Source organism: Chiayiivirga flava, from assembly GCF_014202825.1.
GTDB lineage: Bacteria > Pseudomonadota > Gammaproteobacteria > Xanthomonadales > Xanthomonadaceae > Chiayiivirga > Chiayiivirga flava.
The window spans coordinates 38154-61914 of record NZ_JACHHP010000006.1 but is presented as its reverse complement, the minus strand read 5'-3'; the positions used below and the strand labels follow the sequence as shown (position 1 = coordinate 61914).

Below are 23761 nucleotides of genomic sequence, written 5' to 3'. Positions count from 1 at the left end.
GTGCGGTTCAAGGCATGCGCGCGTGTCCGGCCTCCGTGCAGGCCTGCGCCTGCTGCTCGTCCATGCGCCGGTGGTAGGCGGCCAGTCCCTCGGCCAGGTGGTCGACGAAGGCGCGCACCGCCGGCAACAGGCCGCGCCGACTCGGGTAGACGAAATGCAGCACGCCCTGCGGCAGTTGCCACTGCGGCAGCACGACTTCGAGCGCACCGCTGCGCAGCGCGTCCAGGCACTGCCAGTCCGGCAGCATCGCGACGCCGAGGCCGGCGACGGCGGCCTCGGTGAGCAGCGGAAAGTCGCCGCAGACCAGGCGCGCCGGAACCTCGACCGCGACGCGCGCGCCGTCGGCGTGTTCCAGCGTCCAGGTCTGGGCATTGTCGTGTTCGAGCATCGACAGCGCCGGCAGGCGCGCCAACTCCTGCGGCAGCGACGGACGGCCGAGTCGGTCGAGCAGCGCGGGGCTCGCGACCAGCAGTCCGCGCGTTCCGCCGATGCGGCGCAGGACCAGGCTGCCGTCGCTGTCGAGGCGGTCGCGCACGCGGATGGCGACATCGATGCCTTCGCCGAGCACGTCGACGCGGCGGTTGGTGGCGTTCACGCGCAGCGTGACGGCCGGATGGCGTTCCAGGAACTGCGCCACGATCGGCGCGAGCGCGGTCTGCGCGATCGAGATGGGACAGCTGACCCGAACCAGGCCGCGCGGCTCGCTGCGCAGTTCGTCGACGGCGTCCTGTGCGGCCCTCGCCTCCTCCAGCATGGCGCGGCAATGCACGAGGAAGCGCTCGCCGACATCGGTCACCACCACGCGGCGCGTGGTCCGCTGCAGCAGCCGCACGCCGAGGCGGTCTTCGAGCGACGCGATGCGTTTGCTCAGGCGCGACTTCGGCAGGCCCAGCGCCCGCGCCGCGGCGGAGAAACCGCCGTGCTCGGCGATGGCGGCAAAAAAGCGCAGATCGTTCAGATCGTCGAGCGGGCCGCCGGGCATGGGCGGCAGCTCGGGCGCAGGCGCGGCAACCATTGTTTCTCCATGGAAACGATCCGTGCAGATTTCGCCATCTTATCGAATCATTGTAGCAGCCGCAGGATTGGTCCCGTCATCCACTGCATGGGGCATCGTCATGAACATCCTGCACCTCGATTCCAGCCCGCTCGGCGGCCATTCGGTCACGCGCGAACTCACCGCGGCCATCGTCGCGCAGTTGCGGCGCGACAATCCGGGTTCCCGCACCGTGCGCCGCGACCTCGCCGCCGATCCGCTGCCGCACTGGGCCCCGGCTGCCGACGCCGCCACGCCCGCCGCGCGCACCGGTGGCGAGGTGCTCGACGAATTCCTCGCCGCCGATGTCGTCGTGATCGGCGCGCCGATGTACAACTTCAGCGTGCCGAGCCAGCTCAAGGCGTGGATCGATCGCATCGTCATCGCCGGCAGCACGTTCCGCTACACCGCCACCGGCCCGGAAGGCCTGGCGGGCGGGCGACGCGTGATCGTGGCGTCGGCGCGCGGCGGCTTCTACGGCGCCGGCACGCCGGGCGCGGCGGCCGATTTCCAGGAACCGTACCTGCGCCAGGTGTTCGCGATGATCGGGATCGGCGACGTGCAATTCGTGCGTGCCGAAGGCGTGGGCATCAGCGCCGAGCAGAAGGCTGCATCGCTCGCGGCCGCGCATGCCGCGATCGACACGCGGCAGGCCGTGGCGGCCTGATCACGATGGTTTGACCGCACCACGCCGCCCCGGCGGGCGGCGCGCGTCACAGCGCGTCGATGTCGCCCAGCGCCTGGATCAGCCGGCGCGAACGCTTGTCCGGCTTGCCCGCCGGCGGCTGGTAGCCGGCGCGTGCCGCCGCGCGTTCGGCGCGCGCGGCCTCGCGCCGCGCGCGGGCCTCGTCCGATTCGGCGTACAGCAACTGCGCGGCGGACGCGGGACCGCGCTTGCCGCTCAGCGCGAGCACGGCGATTTCGAAGCGTTCCTCGCCGCGTTCGATCTGCAGGTGGTCGCCGATACGCACACCGCGCGAGGCCTTGCACGCCTGCCCGTCCACGCGCGCGCGACCGCTTTCGATGGCCTGCTTGGCAAGCGCGCGCGTCTTGAAGAAACGCGCGGCCCAGAGCCAGAGATCGAGGCGGACGGTGGCCGCCGGTTCCGAGGCTGGCGTCATTCGGTTGCGGGCACCGCATCGGGCGCAGGCACCGCGTCGCGCGGGACAAATTCCATCGCCTCGGAATTGAGGCAATAACGCTCGCGCGTCGGCGGCGGGCCGTCCGGAAACACGTGGCCGAGGTGTCCGTCGCAGCGCGCGCAGCGGATCTCGACGCGGATCATGCCGTGGCTCGTGTCGCGGATCTGGCGCACGTGCTGCGGATCGAACGGGCGGTCGAAACTCGGCCAGCCGGTGCCCGACTCGAACTTGGTGTCCGAGCCGAACAACGGCAGCGAACACAGCGCGCAGACGTAGACGCCGTCGTCCTTGTTGCCGAGCAGCGTGCCGCAGAACGGGCGCTCGGTGCCGTGGTCGAGCAGGATGTGGCGCTGCTCGGGCGTCAGCCGCGCGGCGAGGCGCTCGCGCTGCGCGGGCGCGAGCGGGGTGATGTCGTAACCGGTGTGCGAACGAGTGCTCATGGCGGCTCCAGCGTGCGGTGGATGGCGGATTCAGTCCTTCAGGCGGTCGGGATAATAGCTGCGCAGTTTCTCGACCTTGGGCGTGGACACCGCGGCGATGTACGGCTGGTTCGGATTACGAGCGGCGTAGTCCTGATGGTACGTCTCGGCCGGGTAGAAGGTTTCGAGCGGTTCGAGCGTGGTGACGATGGGGCTTGCGAAGATCTTCGCCGCGTCGAGCTGCGCGATGTACGCGGCGGCGACGCGACGCTCGTCGTCGCTGGCGAAGAAGATCGCGGAACGATACTGGGTGCCGCGGTCCGCGCCCTGGCGGTTGAGCTGGGTGGGATCGTGCGCGACGGCGAAGAAGAATTTCAGCAGTTCGCCGTAGCTCGTCTTCGTCGTGTCGTAGACGATGCGGATGGCTTCGGCATGGCCGGTGGTGCCGGTGCACACCGCGTCGTAGTTCGCGCTCGCAGCGCTGCCGCCGGCGTAGCCCGGCTCCACCGACAGCACGCCGTCGATCTGGCGATACACCGCTTCGGTGCACCAGAAACAGCCACCGGCAACGACGGCTGTCGCGCGCGCGTCATCGGGCTTCAGATCGAGCGCGGGATTCGGAAAGCCGTGGGCATCGCGGCCGAAATTCGGGATTTCGCAGACGAAGGACATGGGCGACTCCTTGCGGGCGCATGCAGTGGCGGGATCGCCTGGATGTGGGGGCGTGGGCGGGGGGGTGCAAGGTGCATGCGTGGATGGTTCGGCAGGGTTGGCCCCCACCTGCCTGCCGGCATCCTCCCCCGCTGCGCGGGAGAGGAGAACTTCGTTGGACGGGTCGAGGATCTGAAGGTCTTCGGCACCGCTGCGTGCTGGACGCCTGCTGCCGAACGCCGGTTGCGGCGCGAAACGTGGCGTCAGTGTTCACCGAAAGCCCCATCGAAGCTTCCTTCTCCCGCGCAGCGGGGAAGGAGGAGGCAGCCGGATGGGGGCACGCCCGCTACACGAACACCAGCCGCGCGCACACCCCACCCGAGGGCGCACGATCCAGCGTCAGCGTGCCCCCGTAACTCGCCGCGATTCCCGACACGATGTCCAGTCCCAACCCGCTGCCGGGCGCGCGCTGATCCAGACGCACGCCGCGCTGCAGCGCGTGCGTCGCGGCATCCGCATCCAGTCCCGGACCGTCGTCTCGCACTTCGATGCACAGGCCGTCGTCGCGCAGCGACGCCGCCAGCGTCACCTCCGATCGCGCCCACTTGCAGGCGTTGTCCAGCAGATTGCCGAGCATTTCCTCCAGATCGTCCGCACTCCCGGCGAACACCGCATCCGCCGCCACATCCGCGATCAACGTGAGACCACGCGCCGCATGCACGCGCCGCATCAACGCAAGCAACGCGTCCGACACCTCCGCCACCGGCGTGCGCTTGCGACTGTCCGCGCCAAGGTTGCCGGCAAGATGCCGTTCCACCGCCGCCCGCATGCGCGACACCTCTTCCGTCACCCGGCGCGGCAGCTCCGGCCCGGCGCGCTCGCTTTCGGCCGCCAGCACGGCGAGCGGCGTCTTGAGTGCATGCGCAAGATCCTGCGCCGCGTTGCGCGCGCGCTGCACGCGGCGGGCGTGGTCGTCGAGCAGGGTGTCGATCTGCGCGCCGAGCGGCGCCAGTTCGTGCGGCAGCGGCGCGTCGGCAAACCGCAGCTCCTCGCCGTTGCGGATGCGTGCCAGCGTGTGCGCGAGGCGCCGGAACGGCCGCAGCCCGAACTGCACCTGCAGGCCGATCGCGATCAGCAGAATGGTGGCGATCAGCGCCACCGCGAGCGCGGCCAGCAGCCGGAACTCGCGCACCTCGCGCGCCACCGGTGCGAGGTCGCCGGCCACGGCGAACACCTGCGGCTGCAGCGCGCCATCGAAACGCACGCGCTGCTCCACCACGCGCAGGCGCTGGTCGCGCGGGCCGTCGACGGTGTCGTACAGGCGTCCGCCGTCGGCCGGCGCCGCCTCGACCGCAAGCTCCGCGCTGTCCCAGAACGAGCGCGAATGGCGCCGCGACGCGCCCTCGCCCACGGTCCAGTACCAACCCGAAAAGACGCGGTCGTAGCGTTCACCGCTGGGCTCGCGCCGCAGCACCACGCGTCCGTCGGGCGCCACCTCGGCGAGGCCGATCAGGGTGTCGAGCTCCTCGTCGAGCGTGCGGTCGAACGCGCGCTGCGCCGAGCGCTCGAACGCCGCACCCAGCAGCACGGCAGACGCCAGCGCCGCCAACAGCACGCCGACCACGCCCGCCAGCAGCAGCCGCGCGCGCAGCGAGCCGGACGTCGTCACGCCTGGTCCGAGAGGCGGAAGCCCTGTCCGCGCACGGTGTGGATCAAGGCCACGCCGAGCTTGCGGCGGATGCGGCCGATGAGCACGTCGAGCACGTTCGAATCCGGGTCGAAGCCGCCTTCGTACACGTGCTCGCCGAGCTGGGCGCGGCTGATCGGCCTGTCCTGGTGGTGCATGAAATAGCTCAGGATGCGCTGCTCCTGCGTGGTGAGGTTGAGCGGCGCGCCGTCGACCGAGAAACGCATCGCGTTGACGTCGAACTCGAGCGGGCCGCAACGCAGCACCGGGGTTGCGTGGCCGGCGCTGCGGCGGATCAGCGCGCGCACGCGCACGATGAGTTCTTCGACGAGAAACGGCTTGGTGAGGTAGTCGTCGGCACCGGCGTTGAAGCCGGCGAGTTTGTCGTGCCAGCGCGAGCGCGCGGTGAGCACCAGCACCGGAAAGCGCTGGCCGTTGTCGCGCCAGCGTCCGAGCACGCTCAGGCCGTCCATGCCGGGCAGGCCCAGATCGAGCACGGCCAGATCGTAGGTTTCGGTCTGCCCGAGGTATTCGGCCTCGACGCCGTCGGCGCTGCGGTCCACGGCAAACCCCGCGTCCACGAGCGCGTTGGCGATCAGTTCGGACAACGCGGCGTCGTCTTCGGCCAGCAGCACGCGCATCAGTCGTCGTCCTCGATCTCGCGGTCGCGCAGGTCGCCGGTGCGCGCATCGTAGTCGAGTTCCACCACGGCGCCGTCGGCACGCAGGATCTCGATCTCGTATTCGTCGTCGTCCTCGTCGAGCTCCACGTCGACGACGCGGCCCGGCTCGCGCCGCTGCGCATCGTCGAGGATCGACTGCAACGGCATGTATGCACCGCTCGCGCGGGCCTGACGCGCGCGCTCGTGATCACGCTCGGTACGCACGGTGTCGTCGCGCTCGGCAGGCTGCGCCGGCAGCGTCGGCGGCAGGCAGAGCGCGCAGAGCACGGCGAGGCGGAAACGATGGGGGTACATACGGACAGGGTGGCGCGGCGGACTAAACCCGTCGTGAACGATTCGCTCACCGGCAAGTTAGGACAAATCGGGAAACTGCGCAGCGTCCGACACGGACCCAATCGATCCATCGACCCAAGGAGACCTGCCATGAACAAGTATCTTCCCTTCGCCCTCGCCCCGCTTGCCCTCGTTGCCGCCACTGCGTTCGCGCAGCAGATCGGTGGCGCCGCCGATGTCGAGGCCAAGCTGCGTGCGGCCGGTTACGCCGAAATCCGCGACGTCGAATTCGACAGCGGCCTGTGGGAGGCCGACGTGCGCCGCGCCGACGGTCGCTGGGGCGACATCGCGGTCGATCCCGCGACCGGCGAAGTGTTCGACGCCCGCGACGGCCGCACCGTGCTCGACGTGCGCGGCGTGACCGACGCGTTGGCCGCTGCCGGCTACACCGAGGTCTCGGACCTGGACCGCGACGGCGCCCTGTGGGAAGCCGAAGCGCGCGACGCGCAGGGGCAGCGCGTGGAGCTGCGCATCAGCGGCATCGACGGCCGCATCCTGCACAGCGACATCGAACACGACGACTGATCGGGCGAATGCGGACGGCATGCCGTCCGGCTTCGATGACATGGGAGGCGGCGCGGATGGCGCCGCCTCTTTTCGTTTTGGTGGTGGATTGCGGCGGTCCTTCCCCCCTTCCGCCTGCCGGCACCTTCCCCCGCTACGCGGGAGAAGGATTTCTCCGTTGTCACGCATCGCCATGGCAGCACCTTGGACGCTGTCTGCCACGTCCATCGAAACCTCCCTTCTCCCGCTTGCGGGGGAAGGTGCCGGCAGGCGGAAGGGGGCATTCGGCGATACCACCACCTCCGCATCAGCACCGCCGCCGGGACGCGGCATTACCACGAACCCCCAGATCACCGCCGATAGAACTCCTCCGCATCGACCTCCACCGCCGCCAGGATCACCTCTTGGTCCACGTACTCCGGATGCAGCAACTGCACCTCGAACTGCAGCGACAAGCCATGATTTGCGCCGAGCATCCGCGGCGGATACAGCGCATCGAACACCCTCTGCAGTTCCACCTCGCCGTCGAGATAGCCGGCCAGATCCACCTGCGCCGGCACGAACGGCAGCAGGCGTTCGTACAGCACCACCCCGCAGGCGTTGTTGACGAAACTCTTGGTCACCGTCCGGCTGCTCTTGCCGCGTTTCTCGCGCTTGGTGTACTGGCCGTGTTCGCGGTTGTAGGCCACCACGCGCAACGTCGCCTGCTGCAGCGGCACGCGCGCGCTGCCACCGATCATGCCGGCCGCTTGCCAGCGCGTGTCGCGTCGGACCGGCCCCGGTGGACAGCGTGCGTCGAAGGTCATGTAGCGTCGCAGCTGCGCGAGGATCAGCGCCCAGAGGCCGGCGCCGAGCGCGCCGCTGCCGACCAGCGCCTTCATCAGCGGGCTTTCGGATCCACCGTCGCTGTCGGAATGGTCGTAGAACCACGTGCGCGACTCGGGCACGAACTGGTCGCGCGTGCCGAGCAGCAGGTTTCCGACGACGATCGGCACGCCGACGATCAGCAACCACAGCACCTTGGCACGCGCCCCGGCCGGAATCGCGCGCAGGTTCGCGATGAAGTTGAAGCGGTCCGGCGGCGAATGCACCGACTTGGCCGCCTCGTTGCGCGCGGTCCGCGGTGGCAGGCGGCACAGTGTCGAAAGGTCGATGTCGACCTTGGTGTCGAACAGCACGCCGTCGTCCACGGTCAGCGTGGCCGTGAGCTGCAGGTCGAGCTTGTCGCCGACGTAGACGAACTCATCGTCCAGATCGATGCCGAGCGCCACGCGGTTCTGCCCCGGCGCCAGCAGCAGCGACCGGTCGGCCAGCGTGATCTCGTGGTGCACCGGGCTGCCGCGCTTGACGTGCGCGCGCTGCTTCACCACCACGCGCGCGGGTTTGCCGTGCAGGTCCGGATCGCGCACCCACACCTGCAGCACGCAGCCGCCGGCCTCGCGCGCGGCCGTCACGTCGAGTTTTCCGCTCATCGAACCCGCTCCGCACCTCCGGGCCCGCTGCCCGGCAAGAGCATAAACGCGGCACGGCGCCGTTTCCCGACATGCGTGCCCGCCGACCGTGACGAGGACGCTGCCCGCAGTTGAATTTTCCGCGCCGACCCGGGAGCATGCCCGGCTGGCTCCCCGCTCCGTGAACGCATGAATTCGCGCTACAACGCCGCCGACATCGAAGTCCTCTCCGGCCTTGAACCGGTCAAGCGCCGGCCGGGCATGTACACCGACACCGCGCGTCCCAATCACCTGGCGCAGGAAGTCGTGGACAACTCCGTCGACGAGGCGCTGGCCGGGCACGCGAAAAGCATCGAGGTCACGCTGTGGGCCGACGGCAGCTGCGAGGTCACCGACGACGGCCGCGGCATGCCGGTGGACATCCATCCGGACGAGAAGGTGCCGGGCGTCGAACTGATCCTCACGCGCCTGCACGCCGGCGGCAAGTTCAACAACAAGAACTACACCTTCTCCGGCGGCCTGCACGGCGTCGGCGTGTCGGTGGTCAACGCGCTGTCGACGAAGACCGACGTCTACATCCGCCGCGACGGCAACGAATACCACATGGCGTTCCGCGACGGCTTCACCGAGCAGACGCTGCGCACCGTCGGCACGGTGGGCAAGCGCAACACCGGCACGCGGGTGCGCTTCTGGCCCGACCCGAAGTACTTCGACACGCCGAAATTCAGCGTGCGCGCGTTGAAGCACATCCTCCGCGCCAAGGCCGTGCTGTGTCCCGGACTCAAGGTATCGCTCTACGACGAGGCCACGGCCGAACGCATGGAGTGGTACTACGAAGACGGCCTGCGCGACTACCTGCGCACCATGCTGGCCGACCGCGACTACCTGCCGCCGGATCTGTTCCTGGGCAAGTTCGCGAAGGAAGGCGAAGCGGCCGACTGGGCGCTGTGCTGGCTGCCGACGAGCGATGCGAATCCCGGCATCGAGCTGGTGCAGGAAAGCTACGTCAACCTCATTCCCACCGCGCAGGGCGGCACCCACGTCAATGGCCTGCGCTCGGGCCTGACGAGTTCGCTGCGCGAATTCTGCGAGTTCCGCAACCTGCTGCCGCGCGGCGTGAAGCTGGCGCCGGAAGACGTGTGGGATCGCCTGAGCTTCGTGCTGAGCGCCAAGCTCACCGACCCGCAGTTCTCCGGCCAGACCAAGGAGCGACTCTCGTCGCGCCAGGCGGCCGCCTTCATCGAGAACACCGTGCACGACGCGTTCTCGCTGTGGCTCAACACGCACGTGGAGCTGGGCGAAAAGATCGCGATGCTGGCGATCGAGCGCGCCTCGGCGCGCCTGAAGACCGAAAAGCAGATCGTGCGCAAGAAGATCACGCAGGGTCCGGCCTTGCCCGGCAAACTCGCGGACTGCTCGTCGCAGGACCTGTCGCGCACCGAGCTGTTCCTGGTCGAAGGCGACTCCGCCGGCGGCAGCGCCAAGCAGGCGCGCGACAAGGAGTTCCAGGCCATCCTGCCGCTGCGCGGCAAGATCCTCAACACGTGGGAAGTGGAAAGCTCGGGCGTGCTGGCGTCGCAGGAAGTGCATGACCTGGCCGTGGCGATCGGCTGCGATCCGGGCACGCGCAACATCGACGGCCTGCGCTACGGCAAGGTGATCATCCTCGCCGACGCCGATTCGGACGGACTGCACATCGCCACGCTGCTGTCGGCGCTGTTCCTGAAACATTTCCCGGCACTGGTGGATGCGGGCCACGTGTTCGTCGCGATGCCGCCGCTGTTCCGCGTCGACGTCGGCAAGCAGGTGTTCTACGCGCTGGACGAGGAGGAAAAACGCATCCTGCTCGACCGCATCGAACGCGAGAAGATCAAGGGCGCGGTCAACGTGACCCGCTTCAAGGGCCTGGGCGAAATGAATCCGGCGCAGCTGCGCGAATCCACCGTGCATCCGGACACGCGCCGACTGGTGCAACTCACGGTGGAAGACGGGGTGACGACGTCGATGCTGATCGACATGCTGCTGTCGAAGAAGCGCGCCGGGGATCGCAAGACGTGGCTGGAGACGAAGGGCGATCTGGCGACGCTGGAGATCTGATCGGCGGGGGCACGGTGCAGGAACAGCGCCGGTTGCGATGTTGTTGGGCACGGTCGCCGATTCGGCCCCCTTCCGCCTGCCGGCACCTTCCCCCGCTGCGCGGGAGAAGGGTTCTTCGTTGCATATAGGGCAAGGGCAGCGCGCCCGGCTCCCTCGCGGCGCTGATCGGAGCATCCCTTCTCCCGCGCAGCGGGGGAAGGTGCCGGCAGGCGGAAGGGGGTGCTCGAAGGACACCTCCGCGCACCCTACCGCAAACCCTCCTCCAGCATCTCCCGCAACACCACCTGCAGGCGCTCGGCGCGCTCCGGCACGTACTCGAAGCTGTCCTCGTCCATGTAGTTGCACTGCGCCAGCTCCAGCTGCACGGCTTCGACGCCACGCGCCGGCGACGCGTAGTGGCGCGTGATGTAGCCGCCCTTGAAGCGTCCGTTGCTGACATGCGTGTACTGCGGATACGACGCCATCACCGCTTCGAGCCGGGCCTGCGTGTCCGGCAGGCAACTTGCGCCGCCCGCGGTGCCGAGGTTGAGGTCCGGCAGGCGGCCCTCGAACAGGAACGGCACCACACTGCGGATCGAGTGTCCTTCCCACAGCAGCACGCGGCCATGCGTCGCGTGCAGACGATCGATCTCGTCGGCGAGCGCCACGTGATACGGGCGCCAGTAAGCATCGACGCGTTGCGCGATTTCGTCCGCCGACGGCAGTTGTCCGTCGCGATAGATCGCCTCGCCGCTGAACTGCACGATCGGGCACAGGCCGGTGGTGTTCTGGCCCGGATACAGCGACACGTCGTCGGGCGGGCGGTTGAGGTCGACCACGTAGCGCGAATGCAGCGGCCGCAGGATCGACGCGCCGAGCGCGCGGGCGACGTCGTAGAGCCGCGACACGTGCCAGTCGGTATCGGGCGCGCGCCGCGCACTGTCGACAAGGCGCGGCAGCAGCGCGTCCGGGAGCCTGCTGCCGTCGTGCGGCAGGCTGATCAGCAGCGGCGCGGTGCCGCGGTGCAGGTCGTAGATGTCCATGCCGCCATCGTAACGCGCACGGCTCAGTGCATCAGCACCAATTCTTCCGCGGCGGTGGGATGGATCGCAAGCGTGGCGTCGAAATCGGCCTTGCGCGCACCGGCGCGCAGCGCCACCGCGAAGCCCTGCAGCATTTCGTCCACTTGCGCGCCGTGCATGTGCACGCCGAGCACGCGCTCGTCGTCGCCGACGCACACGAGCTTGAGGAACGTGCGCGCCTCGTCGCCGCCGATGGCGCCGCGCATCGGACGGAAACTGCGGCGATGCGCGTGCACGGCGCCGCGGCCGAAGCGCGCGCAGGCATCGTCTTCCGACAGGCCCACGCTCGCCGTCGGCGGATGAGAGAACACCACGGTCGGCACCTGGTCCGGATCGAGCACGAAACCGGGTGCGGTGCCGAACAATCGATCCGCGAGTCCGCGCGCCGTGGCCGTGGCGGCGGGTGTCAGCGCAGGCTGCGTGGTGACGTCGCCGACCGCGTGGATGCCGGGCACGTTCGTGGCCTGCAGGGCGTCGACGACGATGTGGCCGGAGTCGCTGCGTCGCACGCCGACGCGATCGAGTCCGAGCGCGCCGGCGGACGGCGCGCGGCCGATGGCCCACAGCAGCACGTCGGCGCGGTGCGCGGCGCGGTCGTCGGAAAACTGCAGACGCACGCCATCGCCGTCGCGCTCGACGGCACGCACCTCGCTCGCCACGTGCAGGCCGATGCCCTGGGCCCGCATCGAGTCCGCCAGGTGCGTGCCGAGCTCGGCATCGAACGACGGCAGCGCGCGCTGGCCGCGCACGAACAGGTCGACCGTGCTGCCCAGCCCGCGCAGCACGCCGGCAAGTTCGACGCCGATGTAGCCGCCGCCGACGATCGCCACGCGGCGCGGCGCGGCGCGCAACGCGAAGAATCCGTTCGAATCGATGCCCAGCGCCGCCCCCGGCAGCGCGGGCAGCACGCTGTGCCCGCCGGTGGCGATGAGCACGTGCGGCGCCGTGAGCGTGCGCGTGCCGGCAACGATGCGTCCGGGCCCGTCGAAGCGCCCGTACTCGGGCACCAGTTCGATGCCGAGCTCGTGGCAGCGGCGCAGGTACGCATTGCGTGCGTTGTCGATGTAGCCCTGCCGCCGCGCGACGAGCGCCGACCAGTCGAGCGGCACCGCGTCCGGCACGGCGAATCCGTACGTGCGCGCATAGGCCAGCGTCTGCGCGATGTCCGCCGCCAGCCACATGATCTTCTTCGGCACGCAGCCCACGTGCACGCAGGTGCCGCCCAGATTGCCCGGCTCGAGCATCGCGACACGGGCGCCGTGGCGCGCGGCGCGGATCGCACCGGCGATGCCGCCCGAGCCGCCGCCGAGCACGATCAGATCGAAAGCATCGCTCATGCAAAACGCTCCGGAGCGCAGGTGGACGGGTCGATGACGGGCTCGCGTCGCAGCAGCAGGTCGCCGACCAGACGCGCGGTGATCGCGGACATGCTCACGCCCATCATGCCGTGGCCCGTGGCAAGCATGAGGTTGGGCAGGCCGGGCGCGCGGCCGACGATCGGCAGATCGTCCCAGGTCATCGGGCGCCAGCCGTACCATTCCTCCTGCAGCTGCGGTCCCACCGGTTCGCGCAGGTACTCGCCCGCGCCGCGCACGAGCGCATCGAGCCGCACGCGGTTGAGCGAACTGTCGTAACCGGAGAACTCCATCGTGCTGCCAAGGCGGAATCCGCTGCTCCAGGCCGTGACGCAGACACTGCGTTCGCGCAGCACGAGCGGACGCCGCGGCGCCAGCGCCGGGCGCGAGTAGGTGATCGAATACCCCTTGCCAGGCTGCACCGGCAGACGCAGGCCGAGGCCGCGCGCCAGCGTCGGCGACCATGCGCCCAACGCGAGCACGACATCGCGCGCCGTCCGCGCCCCGGTCGAGGTGGCGACCGATGCGATGTTTCCCGCGCGGTCGCGCACGAAGCCGACGACCTCGCTGTGTTCCTCGATGCGCCCGCCCAGTTCCCGCACGCGCCGCGCAAGTTCGCTCACGAGCCGGTCCGGGCGCAGCACCGCGTCCCCGGGAAACAGCAGGCCGCCGGCCATGCCCGGACGCAGCGCCGGCTCCTCGCGTGCCAGCGCCGGCCCGTCGAGCGGCACCGCCTCGATGCCGAGGCCGCCCAGGTCGGCGGCGAGCGCGTGCGCAGCCGGGAGGCTGGCGGCGTCGCGGTAGACGTACAGCAGGCCCGATGCGTCGAACTCGCAGGCCAGGCCCTCCTCGGCGATCGTCTGCGCCAGCAGCACGCGCGACGCCTTGAGCCAGGCGCCCTTGCGCGCGAGCCCGGCCGCATAGTCGCGTGCATTGCAACGCCGCGCGAAGCGCAGCAGCCAGCGCCACAGGGCCGGATCGATGCGCGGCTTGACGTAGAACGGCGCATCGGCCTGCAGCATCCAGCCCAGCGCCTTGCCGATCACCCCGGGCATCGCGAGCGGATTGGCATGGCTCGGCGTGATGGTGCCGCAGTTGCCGTGCGAAGCGCCCGCCCCGACCGCCCCTCGGTCCAGCACCGTCACCTGGCGGCCGGAACGCAGCAGTTCGAGCGCACAGAACAGGCCGATGACGCCGGCACCGAGGATCAGGACATCGTCGCGGGGTGGCATCGCGGCATCTTAACGTGCGCAACGGGCCGGGAGCGCCAAGCAGACTGCCCGAGAGCATGCGCATCGCATAGTTGCAAAGGCCGCAACAACACGCTAGATACGTTCCGACCAACCGGGAATTCCCGCTGAATGCGGGGGCACATGGCAACCGCCCTCGACACCGACCCCGGTGGCATCCCACTTCCATCGCCGCATCCATCGTCGAGAGGGGTTTTCATGAACCGTTTAGCCTGCATCGCACTGTCCCTGTGCGCGGCCACCGCCGTGCACGCCACGCCGTCCGATTCCAACGCACGACAGGACCTGCGTGCCGAAGCACGCGCGCATGAATACGCGTTGAAGGAGCATTCCGGCGGCAAACGCGCACTGTCGGTCGCCAAGGCGACGGTGAACTATCCCGGCGACCTCACCGGCGCGCCCGAATACACCCGACCGTTCGCCGACTGCACCGGCGCCACGGGTCTGGGACCGATGGGATACAGCCTGCAGCCGTTTTCCGTCGACACCGACGGTGCGTACACCATCACCAGCGAACAGACCGGCTTCGACGGATTCATCTTCCTCTACGAAGACGCCTTCGATCCGCTTGCGCCGCTGACCAACTGCATTATCGGCAACGACGACAGCTCGGGGATCGGCTTCTCCGAGATCGCGGGCGCCGCGCTGACGGCGGGCACCACGTACATCGTGGTGACCACCGCGTTCGAGAACGGCGAGGCAGGCCCCTTCTCCAACACCATCGACGGCCCGGGTGCGATCACGCTGGAAGGGCTCGTCGCGGCCGACCTGTCGATCGTCAAGACCGCACCGGGCGGCGTCAATGCCAATTCGCCGTTCACCTACGTGCTCAGTGCCGCCAATGCCGGCCCCGAGCCTGCCACAGAGGTCATCGTCACCGATGTGTTGCCGGCCGAAGTGACATTCGTCGACAGCAGCTGCCCCACCACGCTCGTGGGCAATACGGTCACATGGAGCATCGGCGACATGGCGCTCGGCGACGTGGCCGAGTGCACGATCACGGTCGATCCGGTGGCCGAATCCTGCGTCGGCATCACCAACACCGCCACCATCGACGGCGCCGAGTCCGACTTCACCACCAGCAACAACAGCTCCACCGTCAGCAACGGCGGCGGCAACGTCGTCGGAGATCCGAGCTTCGAGACCAGTCTCGTCGACAACACCTGGACGCAGACGTCGGCGACCTTCGGCACCCCGATCTGCGACGTCGCCAACTGCGGCGTGGGCGGCGGCACCGGGCCCCGCACGGGCGATTTCTGGACCTGGTTCGGCGGCTTTGCCGATGGGGCGGAGACCGCCTCGATGGAACAGTCCGTCACGATCCAGTCGGGCGTCACCGAGATGGCGTTCTGGTTCGAATCCGCCAACTGCGACGCCGGCAACGGCGCGGCCGACTTCGTCCGCCTGACGATCGACGGCGACGAAGTGTGGCGTGCCGATGCGCTCGGCGCGGCCTGCGGCACCGTGGGCTATTCCGAGGTCGTGGTCGACATCTCGGCCTACGCGGACGATGCAGCCCACACCGTGCGCTTCGAAAGCGAAACGCTCGGCAACGTGGACGGAGCAACCGTCTCCAACTTCTTCATCGAAGATGTGGAAATCCTCAGCGCTCCGGTCTGCAACGTGGCCGCCACCGACGTGTCGGTGACGCTCGACGCGACGCCGGAACCGGCGCTGGCCGGCGGCCCGCTGACGTACTCCTCGACGGTCGCCAACGCCGGCCCGCTCGACGCGCTCGACGTCGAGTATTCGCTGTCTCTGTCCACGGGCGTGACGTTCACCTCGATCGACGCCGATCCGGCCTTCACCTGCACCACGCCGGCTGTCGGCGAAACCGGCACGATCGAATGCAGCGTTGCGCTGCTCGGCGCGGCCGAGTCGCTCGCGATCGAAGTCGTGACCGGCATCGACAGCACCGTGGTCGACGATTTCTCCGCAATCGCCACGGTCGTCACATCCAGCAGCGACTCGAACCCGACCAACGACGAGGCCGTGGCGGAAACCACGCTGCTCGACGCGGCGGATCTTGCGGTCAGCATCGACGACGGCGTGAGCGGTGTGCTCGACGGCGACACGGTGGTGTATCAGCTGATCGCGACCAACAACGGTCCGAACACGGCCACCGACGCCGGCCTGAGCACCACGCTTTCCGACAACCTCGTCGACGTGGAATGGACCTGCACCGGCGTCGGCGCCGTCTGCCCGGCGGCGTCCGGCAGCGGCGACATCCTCGCCCTCGTCACGCTCGATCCGGGCGCGAGCCTGGAATACGAGATCACCGCGACGGTCGACCTGAGCGTCGTCCAGGATCCGACCACGGCCAGCGCCGAGATCACCTCCCCGGCCGGCCTGCCGGACCCGGACACCGGCAACAACACCGACACGGACACCGACATCCTGCTGACCATCGGCATCTTCAGCGACGGTTTCGAGGACTGATCCACCGTCCGGTGCCGCAAGACAAACGGGGCGCGGCGATGATCGCCGCGCCCCGTTTCATTTCCGGATCAGCGGTGCGCGCCGGACCACGTCCGCGGCGCGCGTTCCGCGCAACTCAGTGGTGGTGTCCGCCCGGCCCGTGCACGTGGCCGTGCGCGATCTCTTCGTCGGTGGCGGCGCGCACGTCGAGGATCTCGATCTCGAACTTCAGCGTCTTGCCCGCCATCGGATGATTGAGATCCACGTCCACCACGGACATGCCGACCTTGAGCACGGTCACCATGCGCGGGCCCTGGCCGGTCTGGATGCCGACCGTCATGCCGGGTTCCAGGCGCGTTTGCTTGAAGTATTTTTTCGGCACGCGCTGCACGAAATCCTCGCGCCGCTCGCCGTAGGCGTCTTCGGGGCGGATGACGGCATCGACCCTGTCGCCGGCCGATTTGCCTGTCAGCGCGGCTTCGAGGCCCGGGATGATGTTGCCCGCACCGTGCAGGATCACCAGCGGTTCCTGCCCGTGCGAGGATTCGATGCGGCCGCCGTCGGCGTCGGACACGGTGTAGTGGAAGGAGACAACGCTGTTCTTTTCGATGTTCATCGGAGTGCGCAGGCCGCGAAAGGGTGCGCAGCATAGCCGGTCGGCCCCGCAGCGGCATCCATGGCCGCCATCGGCGGCGAACCGCGGCGGCGATTTGACAGCGGCCGGCGCCGTGCCGGACCGTGGCGGCATGAACGCATCGCGCCCGAACCGTGCCCGCCTCGCCCTGCTGCTGTCCGCCACGCTGCTGCTGGGCGCCTGCGGGGGCGGCACGCCGACCCGCACGGCGCGGGAGCCGGACCTGCCCGTGTCGATCCGCGCCAACGATGTGCTGTTCCGCGCGCTTGGCCTGGTCGGAACGCCGTACCGCTACGGCGGCAACACCCCGGAGAGCGGGTTCGACTGCAGCGGCCTGGTCGGCTTCGTCTACCGCGAGGCCGCGGGCCTGATGCTGCCGCGCAGCTCGCGCGACATCGCGGCCGTCGATGCGCCGACGGTGAAACGCGACAGGCTGGCGCCCGGCGACCTCGTGTTCTTCGGCCGCGGCGGCGTCAACCACATCGGCATCTACGTCGGCGAAGGCCGCTTCGTGCATGCGCCGACCACGGGCGGCACGGTGCGGCTCGATGCGCTCGGCGGGGCGTACTGGAAGGACAACTATCTTTACGCGAAGCGTGTGTTGCGTTGATCTGTGCTTTTCTCGGTAATCGAACGTACCGTCGCCCTCGCCGAAACGCACCGGATCGCGTCCTTGCCGGAACGCACCGGATCGCGTCCTTCTCCCACCGGGAGAAGGTGCCGGCAGGCGGATGAGGGCGCCACCTTGCACGATTGCTCGCGGCCTCGGAGGCAACTGCCTGCCCGGTGTCGATCATCGATCGGGCCAGAATCACAGACGGTACGCGTGCAGGTTCGCGACTGCTGACGTGACTCGCCCTCATCCGCCTGCCGGCACCTTCTCCCAATGGGAGAAGGAAGCTTCGTTCGGTCTTTCGGCAATCGCGTTCGATACCGCGATCAGGGCGCTTCCGGATGTGCGGCCACCGTGTGCGCTGCCCGATGCCCGCGTGCCACGTCCACCCGCAGCAGCAACAGCAGCCCGACGACGAAGAACACCGCCGTCACCGCGATCGACAGCCGATGGTTGCCCGTGGTCAGCAGGTTTACCACGCCGTAGCTGAGCGGGCCGAGGATCGAGGCGAATTTCACCGCCAGTCCCCACAGCCCGAAGATCTCGGCCTCGCGTTCCGGCGGGCACAGGTAACCGACCAGCGCACGCCCGGCCGACTGCGATGCGCCCAGGCACAGCCCGGCCACGTTCGCGGCGATCCACACCATCGTGTTGGTGGTGGAGGCGTACAGCAGGCCGATCGCGAGCAGCCAGCCGAGCAGCGTCACCGCCAGCATCGGCCGGTGGCCGAAGCGGTCCTGCAGGAAACCGAACACGAACGCGCCGAGCGCGGCGGTGATGTTCACCACCATGATCAGCTGGATGCTCTGCGCCGTGCTGAAGCCGAGCGCCTGCTGGGTGTAGATGGCCGCAAGCGCGATGACCGTCTGTACTCCGGCCTGGTAGCTCACGATGCACCACAGGAACCGGCGCAGATCGAGCAGACCGTGGCCGCCGCGCAGTGCATCGAGCACGCGCGACTTCGCGAGCGCCCACACCTGCGCGTTCGAGACCGGTTGCGGCCGCGCGCGCTCGCGCAGCAGGAACATCGTCGGCAGCACCGCCAGGGCGAAGATGGCGGCGGTGATCAGCATCGTGGTGGGCACGGTCTCGGCGGCGGGACGGTCGCCGCGCAGGATCCACCACAGGCACAGCGCCAGCGTGATCAACCCGCCGACGTAGCCCAGGCCCCAACCCCAGCCCGACACCTTGCCCATCGCCTCGGGCTTCACCAATTCGGGCAGGAACGCGGCGATGAGGTTCTCGCCCATGCCGAAGGCGAAGTTGCCGATGACGATGATGGTCAGCGCCAGCGCCACGTCGCCGGGCCCGCACAACCACAGCGCCGCGGTGCCGAGCATGCACAGTGCGGTGCTGATCACCAGCAGTTCGCGCTTGCGCGCGCGCAGGTCCGCGTACGCGCCGAGCAGCGGGCCGGTCAGCATGTTCAGCGCGTACGAGGCCGACAGCGCCAGCGTCCACGCGAACGTCGCCCAGCTCGCATCGCCGGCGATGACGCCGACGAAGAACGCGTTGAACACCGCCGTGATGACTACCGTGGTGTAGCCGGAATTGGCGAAGTCGAAGAAGGCCCACGCCAGCACCTCGCGTCGGCGCACGGGCGGCACGTCGGCGCGGTGTTCGGCGAGGATCGACGGCGACGGCACGCTCATGCGGCGCACCGCGTCTGGAAGATCGAGGCTGGCATCGGTACGGTCCTGCGGAGTCCGGGGGCGATATCGCCGAAGCATCGCACACGCGATGCGCAAGGCACCATCGCCAGTCTCAGAAGCCGCGCGCCGGATCCTCGGGCGGCCGCTGCAGCCAGTTGTCGGCCGCGTACGGCACGCTGCCGTCGAGCACGTGCACCGCATAGGCGTGGCGCGAGCGCGGCGAGCGGTTCGCGCCGGACAGGTGCGGCAGCAGCCCGTGCAGCACCACGAGCGTGCCCTGCGCGGCCTCCAGCGGCACGTACGGGCCATCGTCGGCGCGGTGCGGATCGAACAGCGGGTACGGGGTCGGATCGAGCACGCGCATCTGCGTGGTGGCGTCCCCGGTGCGCACGAAGCGCGCGCGCAGCCCGTCGCGGTGCGCGCCCGGCAGCGCCCACATGCAGCCGTTCTCGCGCGTGGCGTCCTGCAGCGCGAACCACAGGCCGATCACCGTGTCCGGTTCGGTAGCGAGAAACGTCGCATCCTGATGGCAGGCCACCTCGCCACCGATGCGCGGGGACTTGAACAGGTACATCGACTGGATCAGCGTCGGCTGCGCGAGGCCGAGATCGTCGACGAGCGCGGCCAGCCGGCCATCGCGCGAGAAGCGGTCGAACACCGGATCGCGATCGTGCAGGCCGTGGCCGATCTTGTTGATCGCCTCGTGCTTCGGACACGTGAGCCCGCCATCGCGACCGATCGCTTCGGGTTCGAGGAAAAACCGGATGTCCGCGCCGGAGCCGAGAAAATACGCATCGCGGCTTGGCGTGCGTGCGGCCGTGGTGAACACGCTCGGAAACCGCGCCGGCTCGAACGCGTCCACCAGCTGCGCAGCGCGTGCCATCAGCCCCTCGCAGTCGCTGCGGCTGGCAAACCCGGGAAGACACAGAACGCCATCGCGATGGAACGCGGAAACCTGGTCGGCAGTGAGGTACGACGGCATGGCATCGATGCAGCGGACGGCGGAAGCCCGACTCTAGCGCGAGCGCCGCGCCCCGGCACGCGCCGCGCCGCGCAGCGCGCATGAATCGGCGCTGACGAAGTCGCGCCAAACCCGCGCCGCAATGGCGTTTTTGTCCGGCTTCGGGTAGAATCGGCGGGCTCGTTGCACCGGCCGTCGCGTATTCCCTTCGGGTCGCATTCTCCATGCACCCCACCGCACGCCGTCGCTGCTTCGATTCGGAACGCGCGAATCTTCGCTCGCTCCGACCTCATCATCGACCTGCAGCGCGGTTTTCGGGAACGCTCCGGGTTATCAGACTCTGGAGCTTCCATGTCTTTCGAATCCCTCGGGCTCGCGCCCGGGCTCGTCCGCGCCTTGGCCGAACTGGGCTACACCACGCCCACGCCGATCCAGGAGCAAGCCATTCCGTTCGCGCTCGAAGGCCGCGACATGCTCGCCGGCGCGCAGACCGGCACCGGCAAGACCGCCGCGTTCTCGCTGCCGCTGCTGCATCGCCTCGCGCAGGGCGAACCGCGCCGCGGCGCGCGCGCGCCGCGCGCCCTCGTCCTCACCCCCACCCGCGAGCTCGCGCTGCAGGTGCACGAATCCGTGCGCGACTACGGCAAGCATGTGCGTTTGCAGAGCGCGGCCATCTACGGCGGCGCCGGCATGAACCCGCAGCTCGACGCCCTGCGTCGCGGCCTCGACATCCTCGTCGCCACGCCCGGTCGCCTCATCGACCACATGGAGCGCCGCTCGGTCGACCTGTCGAAGATCGAGATCCTCGTGCTCGACGAAGCCGACCGCATGCTCGACATGGGCTTCCTGCCCGCAATGAAGCGCATCATCACCACCCTGCCGAAGCAGAACCGCCAGACCCTGCTGTTCTCGGCCACGTTCGCCGAGCCGATCAAGCAGCTCGCGCAGCAGTTCATGCGCAATCCGGTCGAAGTGCAGGTGACGCCGAAGAACACCGTGGTCGCGACGATCGAACACCGCGCGCACCCGGTCGACGCCGGGCGCAAGAAGGACCTGCTGCTGCACCTGATGGCGCAGGACAGCCGCCGACAGACGCTGGTCTTCACCCGCACCAAGCACGGCGCGAACCGCCTGGCCGAGCAGCTCGAAGCCGCCGGCATGAAGGCCGCCGCGATCCACGGCAACAAGTCGCAGGGTGCGCGCACCAAGGCGCTGAGCGAGTTCAAGAGCGGCAAGTGCACCGTGCTCGTCGCCACCGACATCGCCGCGCGCGGCATCGACATCGATCAGCTGCCGGTCGTGATCAACTACGACCTGCCGACGATTGCGGAAGACTACGTGCACCGCATCGGCCGCACCGGCCGCAACGGCAGCACGGGCGAGGCGATCTCGCTGGTGTCGCCGGAAGAAGGTCCGCTGCTGCGCGACATCCAGAAGCTGCTCAACGCCGACATCTCGCTGGCGCCGGTGGCGGGTTTCGAGCCGTCGCGTCCGCTGCAGATGAACGGCTCGCTGGCGGCGGCGCGTCGCCCGGCGAATGCGCGTCCGTCCGGCCGGCCGGCGCAGCGGCCGGGCGCGGCCGCGCACCGTCCGCGCACGCCGAATGCAAACGCCGGCGGACGTGGCGCCGCGCCTGCCGGGCGGGGCGCGTCGTCCGGCCGCGGCGGCAACGGCGGCCAGCGCCGCCAGGGCACGACGCGGTTCTGACCTGCAACCGCGTCCGCGTCCCCTTCGCGGGGCGACGGACCGGAACCACGAACGCGCCCGCATGCCGGGCGCGTTTTTTTGCGATGAAAATGCAGCGCAGACCCGCGACCTGCCGCGCTCAGGCGCCCGCGTCCGGTCCGCGCGTCAGGATGCGGGTGATCTCCTCCAGCGCGTTCGGATCGTCCAGCGTCGACAGATCGCCCGGGTCGCGCGCCTCCGCCAGCGCCTGCAGCGAGCGCCGCAGCAGCTTGCCCGAGCGTGTCTTCGGCAACGCGCCGACGATGTAGACCCGTGCCGGCCGCGCCACGCCGCCGAGCAGGTCGACCACGCGTTGCTGCATCGCCATCGCCAGTGCGGGCGCCGTGTCCGCGCCGGCGTGCTTCAGTGTCGCGAAGACGATCGGCACCTGGCCCTTGAGTTCGTCGTGGACGCCGACCACGGCCGCCTCCGCCACCGCCGGATGCGTCGAGACCGATTCCTCGATCTCGCGCGTGCCCAGGCGATGGCCGGCCACGTTGATCACGTCGTCGGTGCGACCGAGGATGAAGGTGTAGCCGTCCGCATCGCGCACCGCCCAGTCGAGCGAGCTGTACAGCAGCTGCCTGAAGTGGCTGAAATAACTCGCGACGAAGCGCCGGTCGTCGTTGTACACCGTGCTCATGCATCCCGGCGGCAACGGCGGCACGATGACGAGCACGCCCTTCTCGCCGGGTTTCGCGTCCGCGCCGGTGGCCTCGTCGATCACGCGCGTGTTGTAGCCGGGGCTCGGCAGGCCGGGCGAGCCGAATTTCACCGGTTTCAGGTCGAGCCCGGGCATCAGTGTGAGCACCGGCCAGCCGGTTTCGGTCTGCCAGTAGTTGTCGATGACGGGCTTGCGCAAGCCCTGGCTGATCCACGTCGCGGTCGGCTCGTCCAGCGGTTCGCCGGCAAGGAACAGCCACTGCAGCGCGGAAAGATCGTGCCTGGTGAGCCACGATGCCTCCTGCTTCTTCAGCACGCGGATGCCGGTGGGCGAGGAGAACATGGTGCGCACGCCGTACTTCGCGCAGATCTGCCACCAGATGCCGGGATCGGGGTTCGTCGGCAGTCCCTCGTAGAGGATCGACGTGGCGCCGGCGATCAACGGACCGTAGACGTTGTACGAGTGGCCGACGGCCCAGCCGACATCCGATGTCGAGAACATCACCTGCCCGGCGCGCACGTCGTAGATGGCCCACATCGACAGCGCCATCGCCACCGCGTAGCCGCCCACGTCGCGCTGCACGCCCTTGGGCTTGCCGGTGGTGCCGGAGGTGTAGAGCAGGTAGCTCGGTTCGTTCGATTCGAGCCACTGCACCGGCACCTGCGTGCCGTCGTGCTGCGCACGCAGCGTGGCGTAGTCGAGGTCGCGGCCCGGAACGCTGCGGCGGTTGGTATCCAGCCCGCGGTCGACGATCAGCACGCGCGGCGGCGGATGCTGCGCCTGTCTGCAGGCATCGTCGATCAGCGGCTGGTACGGGATCACCTTGCCGCCGCGCTTGCCGGCGTCGGCGGCGATCAGCAGCTTCGGCCTCGCATCGTCGATGCGCAACGCGAGGTTGTGCGCGGCGAACCCGCCGAACACCACCGAGTGCACCGCGCCGATGCGTGCGCAGGCCAGCATCGCGAACACCGCTTCGGCCACGTTCGGCATGTAGATCACCACGCGATCGCCCCGCTCCACGTCGAGGCTGCGCAGGATCGCGGCGAAGGTGTTCACCTCGCGATGCAGCTCGCGGTAGCTGATCTCGCGCGTGAGGCCGGTTTCGCTGGAGATGGCCACCAGCGCGAGCTGGTCTGCGCGTTCGGCCAGGTGACGGTCGACCGCGTTGTGGCAGAGGTTGGTCTCGCCGCCGACGAACCAGCGGCGGAACGGCGGATTGGAATCGTCGAGGATGGTGTCGGGTTGGCGGTGCCAGTCGATGGCCTTCGCCTGGTCGGCCCAGAACGCCTCGGGCGTGTCGATGGACGCGCGATAGAAGTCTTCGTAACGCATGGCACGGCTCGCAGACAGCTGGATGCCAAGCGTACTGCGGCGGAACCCGGCGCGAATCCGACCTTTGTCGAACGCTGCTCCCTTCTCCCCTCGGGAG

At 69.2% G+C, this 23761-nt stretch carries 21 protein-coding genes; 6 read left to right on the top strand and 15 right to left on the bottom strand.

Annotated elements, in window-relative coordinates:
• Positions 1–7: 7 nt before the first annotated feature.
• Entirely contained in the window at positions 8–1015 is a 1008-nt protein-coding gene (locus HNQ52_RS14690) for a LysR substrate-binding domain-containing protein (protein ID WP_246387868.1), read from the bottom strand.
• Positions 1016–1115: 100 nt separating this feature from the next.
• Here HNQ52_RS14690 and HNQ52_RS14685 point away from each other — a divergent pair, with 100 nt between their 5' ends.
• Positions 1116–1700: an FMN-dependent NADH-azoreductase gene (locus HNQ52_RS14685; protein ID WP_183961938.1), complete on the top strand. Its 585-nt coding sequence runs from the start codon at positions 1116–1118 to the stop codon at positions 1698–1700.
• Between the two features lie 46 nt (positions 1701–1746).
• On the opposite strand, the gene HNQ52_RS14680 is transcribed toward HNQ52_RS14685, so the two are convergent.
• The 6 genes from HNQ52_RS14680 to HNQ52_RS14655 form a co-directional block, all read right to left on the bottom strand.
• Entirely contained in the window at positions 1747–2154 is a 408-nt protein-coding gene (locus tag HNQ52_RS14680; protein WP_183961937.1) for an RNA-binding S4 domain-containing protein, read from the bottom strand.
• Positions 2151–2615, bottom strand: a complete 465-nt coding sequence (gene msrB, locus HNQ52_RS14675; protein ID WP_183961936.1) for a peptide-methionine (R)-S-oxide reductase MsrB — start codon at positions 2613–2615, stop codon at positions 2151–2153. The genes HNQ52_RS14680 and msrB overlap by 4 nt, the downstream gene beginning before the upstream one ends.
• Positions 2616–2645: 30 nt before the next feature.
• On the bottom strand, positions 2646–3266 hold the full coding sequence (gene msrA, locus HNQ52_RS14670) for a peptide-methionine (S)-S-oxide reductase MsrA (RefSeq protein ID WP_183961935.1): 621 nt from the start codon (positions 3264–3266) through the stop codon (positions 2646–2648).
• 325 nt (positions 3267–3591) lie between these two features.
• On the bottom strand, positions 3592–4914 hold the full coding sequence (locus HNQ52_RS17590; RefSeq protein WP_183961934.1) for an ATP-binding protein: 1323 nt from the start codon (positions 4912–4914) through the stop codon (positions 3592–3594).
• Positions 4911–5573, bottom strand: a complete 663-nt coding sequence (locus HNQ52_RS14660) for a response regulator transcription factor (protein WP_183961933.1) — start codon at positions 5571–5573, stop codon at positions 4911–4913. The genes HNQ52_RS17590 and HNQ52_RS14660 overlap by 4 nt, the downstream gene beginning before the upstream one ends.
• Positions 5573–5908, bottom strand: a complete 336-nt coding sequence (locus tag HNQ52_RS14655; RefSeq protein WP_183961932.1) for a PepSY domain-containing protein — start codon at positions 5906–5908, stop codon at positions 5573–5575. The genes HNQ52_RS14660 and HNQ52_RS14655 overlap by 1 nt, the downstream gene beginning before the upstream one ends.
• Positions 5909–6037: 129 nt before the next feature.
• Here HNQ52_RS14655 and HNQ52_RS14650 point away from each other — a divergent pair, with 129 nt between their 5' ends.
• Entirely contained in the window at positions 6038–6472 is a 435-nt protein-coding gene (locus HNQ52_RS14650) for a PepSY domain-containing protein (RefSeq protein WP_183961931.1), read from the top strand.
• A 329-nt stretch (positions 6473–6801) separates the two neighbouring features.
• On the opposite strand, the gene HNQ52_RS14645 is transcribed toward HNQ52_RS14650, so the two are convergent.
• A complete protein-coding gene (locus tag HNQ52_RS14645) occupies positions 6802–7923 on the bottom strand; it encodes a hypothetical protein (RefSeq protein WP_183961930.1) in 1122 nt (373 codons plus the stop codon).
• Positions 7924–8091: 168 nt separating this feature from the next.
• Between HNQ52_RS14645 and parE the strand changes: the two genes are divergently transcribed.
• Positions 8092–9999, top strand: coding sequence for a DNA topoisomerase IV subunit B (gene parE, locus HNQ52_RS14640; protein ID WP_183961929.1), 1908 nt, complete (start codon positions 8092–8094; stop codon positions 9997–9999).
• Positions 10000–10244: 245 nt separating this feature from the next.
• On the opposite strand, the gene hutG is transcribed toward parE, so the two are convergent.
• Genes hutG through HNQ52_RS14625 form a run of 3 tightly spaced genes read right to left on the bottom strand, consistent with a single transcriptional unit; the run spans position 10245 to position 13647 of the window.
• Positions 10245–11021, bottom strand: coding sequence for an N-formylglutamate deformylase (gene hutG / locus HNQ52_RS14635; protein ID WP_183961928.1), 777 nt, complete (start codon positions 11019–11021; stop codon positions 10245–10247).
• 23 nt (positions 11022–11044) lie between these two features.
• Positions 11045–12397 (bottom strand): glutathione-disulfide reductase, encoded by a 1353-nt coding sequence (gorA, locus tag HNQ52_RS14630; RefSeq protein WP_183961927.1) that lies wholly within the window; start codon positions 12395–12397, stop codon positions 11045–11047.
• Positions 12394–13647 (bottom strand): NAD(P)/FAD-dependent oxidoreductase, encoded by a 1254-nt coding sequence (locus tag HNQ52_RS14625; RefSeq protein WP_183961926.1) that lies wholly within the window; start codon positions 13645–13647, stop codon positions 12394–12396. The genes gorA and HNQ52_RS14625 overlap by 4 nt, the downstream gene beginning before the upstream one ends.
• A gap of 216 nt (positions 13648–13863) precedes the next feature.
• On the opposite strand from HNQ52_RS14625, the gene HNQ52_RS14620 reads away from it, so the two are divergent.
• Complete coding sequence (locus tag HNQ52_RS14620; protein ID WP_183961925.1) at positions 13864–16104, top strand: DUF11 domain-containing protein; 2241 nt, start codon at positions 13864–13866, stop codon at positions 16102–16104.
• A gap of 115 nt (positions 16105–16219) precedes the next feature.
• Here HNQ52_RS14620 and HNQ52_RS14615 read toward each other — a convergent pair whose 3' ends face one another.
• Positions 16220–16699 carry an FKBP-type peptidyl-prolyl cis-trans isomerase gene (locus HNQ52_RS14615; protein ID WP_183961924.1) on the bottom strand — a complete coding sequence of 160 codons (480 nt, stop codon included), beginning with the start codon at positions 16697–16699 and terminating at the stop codon, positions 16220–16222.
• A 130-nt stretch (positions 16700–16829) separates the two neighbouring features.
• On the opposite strand from HNQ52_RS14615, the gene HNQ52_RS14610 reads away from it, so the two are divergent.
• Positions 16830–17327, top strand: coding sequence for a C40 family peptidase (locus HNQ52_RS14610; RefSeq protein WP_183961923.1), 498 nt, complete (start codon positions 16830–16832; stop codon positions 17325–17327).
• Positions 17328–17656: 329 nt separating this feature from the next.
• On the opposite strand, the gene HNQ52_RS14605 is transcribed toward HNQ52_RS14610, so the two are convergent.
• A complete protein-coding gene (locus HNQ52_RS14605) occupies positions 17657–19060 on the bottom strand; it encodes an MFS transporter (protein ID WP_343059379.1) in 1404 nt (467 codons plus the stop codon).
• Between the two features lie 34 nt (positions 19061–19094).
• On the bottom strand, positions 19095–19964 hold the full coding sequence (locus tag HNQ52_RS14600) for a phytanoyl-CoA dioxygenase family protein (protein WP_183961921.1): 870 nt from the start codon (positions 19962–19964) through the stop codon (positions 19095–19097).
• Positions 19965–20294: 330 nt separating this feature from the next.
• Between HNQ52_RS14600 and HNQ52_RS14595 the strand changes: the two genes are divergently transcribed.
• A complete protein-coding gene (locus HNQ52_RS14595) occupies positions 20295–21650 on the top strand; it encodes a DEAD/DEAH box helicase (protein ID WP_183961920.1) in 1356 nt (451 codons plus the stop codon).
• Between the two features lie 118 nt (positions 21651–21768).
• On the opposite strand, the gene prpE is transcribed toward HNQ52_RS14595, so the two are convergent.
• Positions 21769–23664, bottom strand: a complete 1896-nt coding sequence (gene prpE, locus HNQ52_RS14590; protein ID WP_183961919.1) for a propionate--CoA ligase — start codon at positions 23662–23664, stop codon at positions 21769–21771.
• Positions 23665–23761 lie beyond the last annotated feature (97 nt).

What these genes read in the sequence shown, in the direction of transcription:
- HNQ52_RS14690 (WP_246387868.1), bottom strand. Translation starts at nt 1,015, where the DNA reads ATGGTTGCCGCGCCTGCGCCCGAGCTGCCGCCCATGCCCGGCGGCCCG.
- HNQ52_RS14685 (WP_183961938.1), top strand. Translation starts at nt 1,116, where the DNA reads ATGAACATCCTGCACCTCGATTCCAGCCCGCTCGGCGGCCATTCGGTC.
- HNQ52_RS14680 (WP_183961937.1), bottom strand. Translation starts at nt 2,154, where the DNA reads ATGACGCCAGCCTCGGAACCGGCGGCCACCGTCCGCCTCGATCTCTGG.
- msrB (WP_183961936.1), bottom strand. Translation starts at nt 2,615, where the DNA reads ATGAGCACTCGTTCGCACACCGGTTACGACATCACCCCGCTCGCGCCC.
- msrA (WP_183961935.1), bottom strand. Translation starts at nt 3,266, where the DNA reads ATGTCCTTCGTCTGCGAAATCCCGAATTTCGGCCGCGATGCCCACGGC.
- HNQ52_RS14660 (WP_183961933.1), bottom strand. Translation starts at nt 5,573, where the DNA reads ATGCGCGTGCTGCTGGCCGAAGACGACGCCGCGTTGTCCGAACTGATC.
- HNQ52_RS14655 (WP_183961932.1), bottom strand. Translation starts at nt 5,908, where the DNA reads ATGTACCCCCATCGTTTCCGCCTCGCCGTGCTCTGCGCGCTCTGCCTG.
- HNQ52_RS14650 (WP_183961931.1), top strand. Translation starts at nt 6,038, where the DNA reads ATGAACAAGTATCTTCCCTTCGCCCTCGCCCCGCTTGCCCTCGTTGCC.
- HNQ52_RS14645 (WP_183961930.1), bottom strand. Translation starts at nt 7,923, where the DNA reads ATGAGCGGAAAACTCGACGTGACGGCCGCGCGCGAGGCCGGCGGCTGC.
- parE (WP_183961929.1), top strand. Translation starts at nt 8,092, where the DNA reads ATGAATTCGCGCTACAACGCCGCCGACATCGAAGTCCTCTCCGGCCTT.
- hutG (WP_183961928.1), bottom strand. Translation starts at nt 11,021, where the DNA reads ATGGACATCTACGACCTGCACCGCGGCACCGCGCCGCTGCTGATCAGC.
- gorA (WP_183961927.1), bottom strand. Translation starts at nt 12,397, where the DNA reads ATGAGCGATGCTTTCGATCTGATCGTGCTCGGCGGCGGCTCGGGCGGC.
- HNQ52_RS14625 (WP_183961926.1), bottom strand. Translation starts at nt 13,647, where the DNA reads ATGCCACCCCGCGACGATGTCCTGATCCTCGGTGCCGGCGTCATCGGC.
- HNQ52_RS14620 (WP_183961925.1), top strand. Translation starts at nt 13,864, where the DNA reads ATGAACCGTTTAGCCTGCATCGCACTGTCCCTGTGCGCGGCCACCGCC.
- HNQ52_RS14615 (WP_183961924.1), bottom strand. Translation starts at nt 16,699, where the DNA reads ATGAACATCGAAAAGAACAGCGTTGTCTCCTTCCACTACACCGTGTCC.
- HNQ52_RS14610 (WP_183961923.1), top strand. Translation starts at nt 16,830, where the DNA reads ATGAACGCATCGCGCCCGAACCGTGCCCGCCTCGCCCTGCTGCTGTCC.
- HNQ52_RS14605 (WP_343059379.1), bottom strand. Translation starts at nt 19,060, where the DNA reads ATGCTTCGGCGATATCGCCCCCGGACTCCGCAGGACCGTACCGATGCC.
- HNQ52_RS14600 (WP_183961921.1), bottom strand. Translation starts at nt 19,964, where the DNA reads ATGCCGTCGTACCTCACTGCCGACCAGGTTTCCGCGTTCCATCGCGAT.
- HNQ52_RS14595 (WP_183961920.1), top strand. Translation starts at nt 20,295, where the DNA reads ATGTCTTTCGAATCCCTCGGGCTCGCGCCCGGGCTCGTCCGCGCCTTG.
- prpE (WP_183961919.1), bottom strand. Translation starts at nt 23,664, where the DNA reads ATGCGTTACGAAGACTTCTATCGCGCGTCCATCGACACGCCCGAGGCG.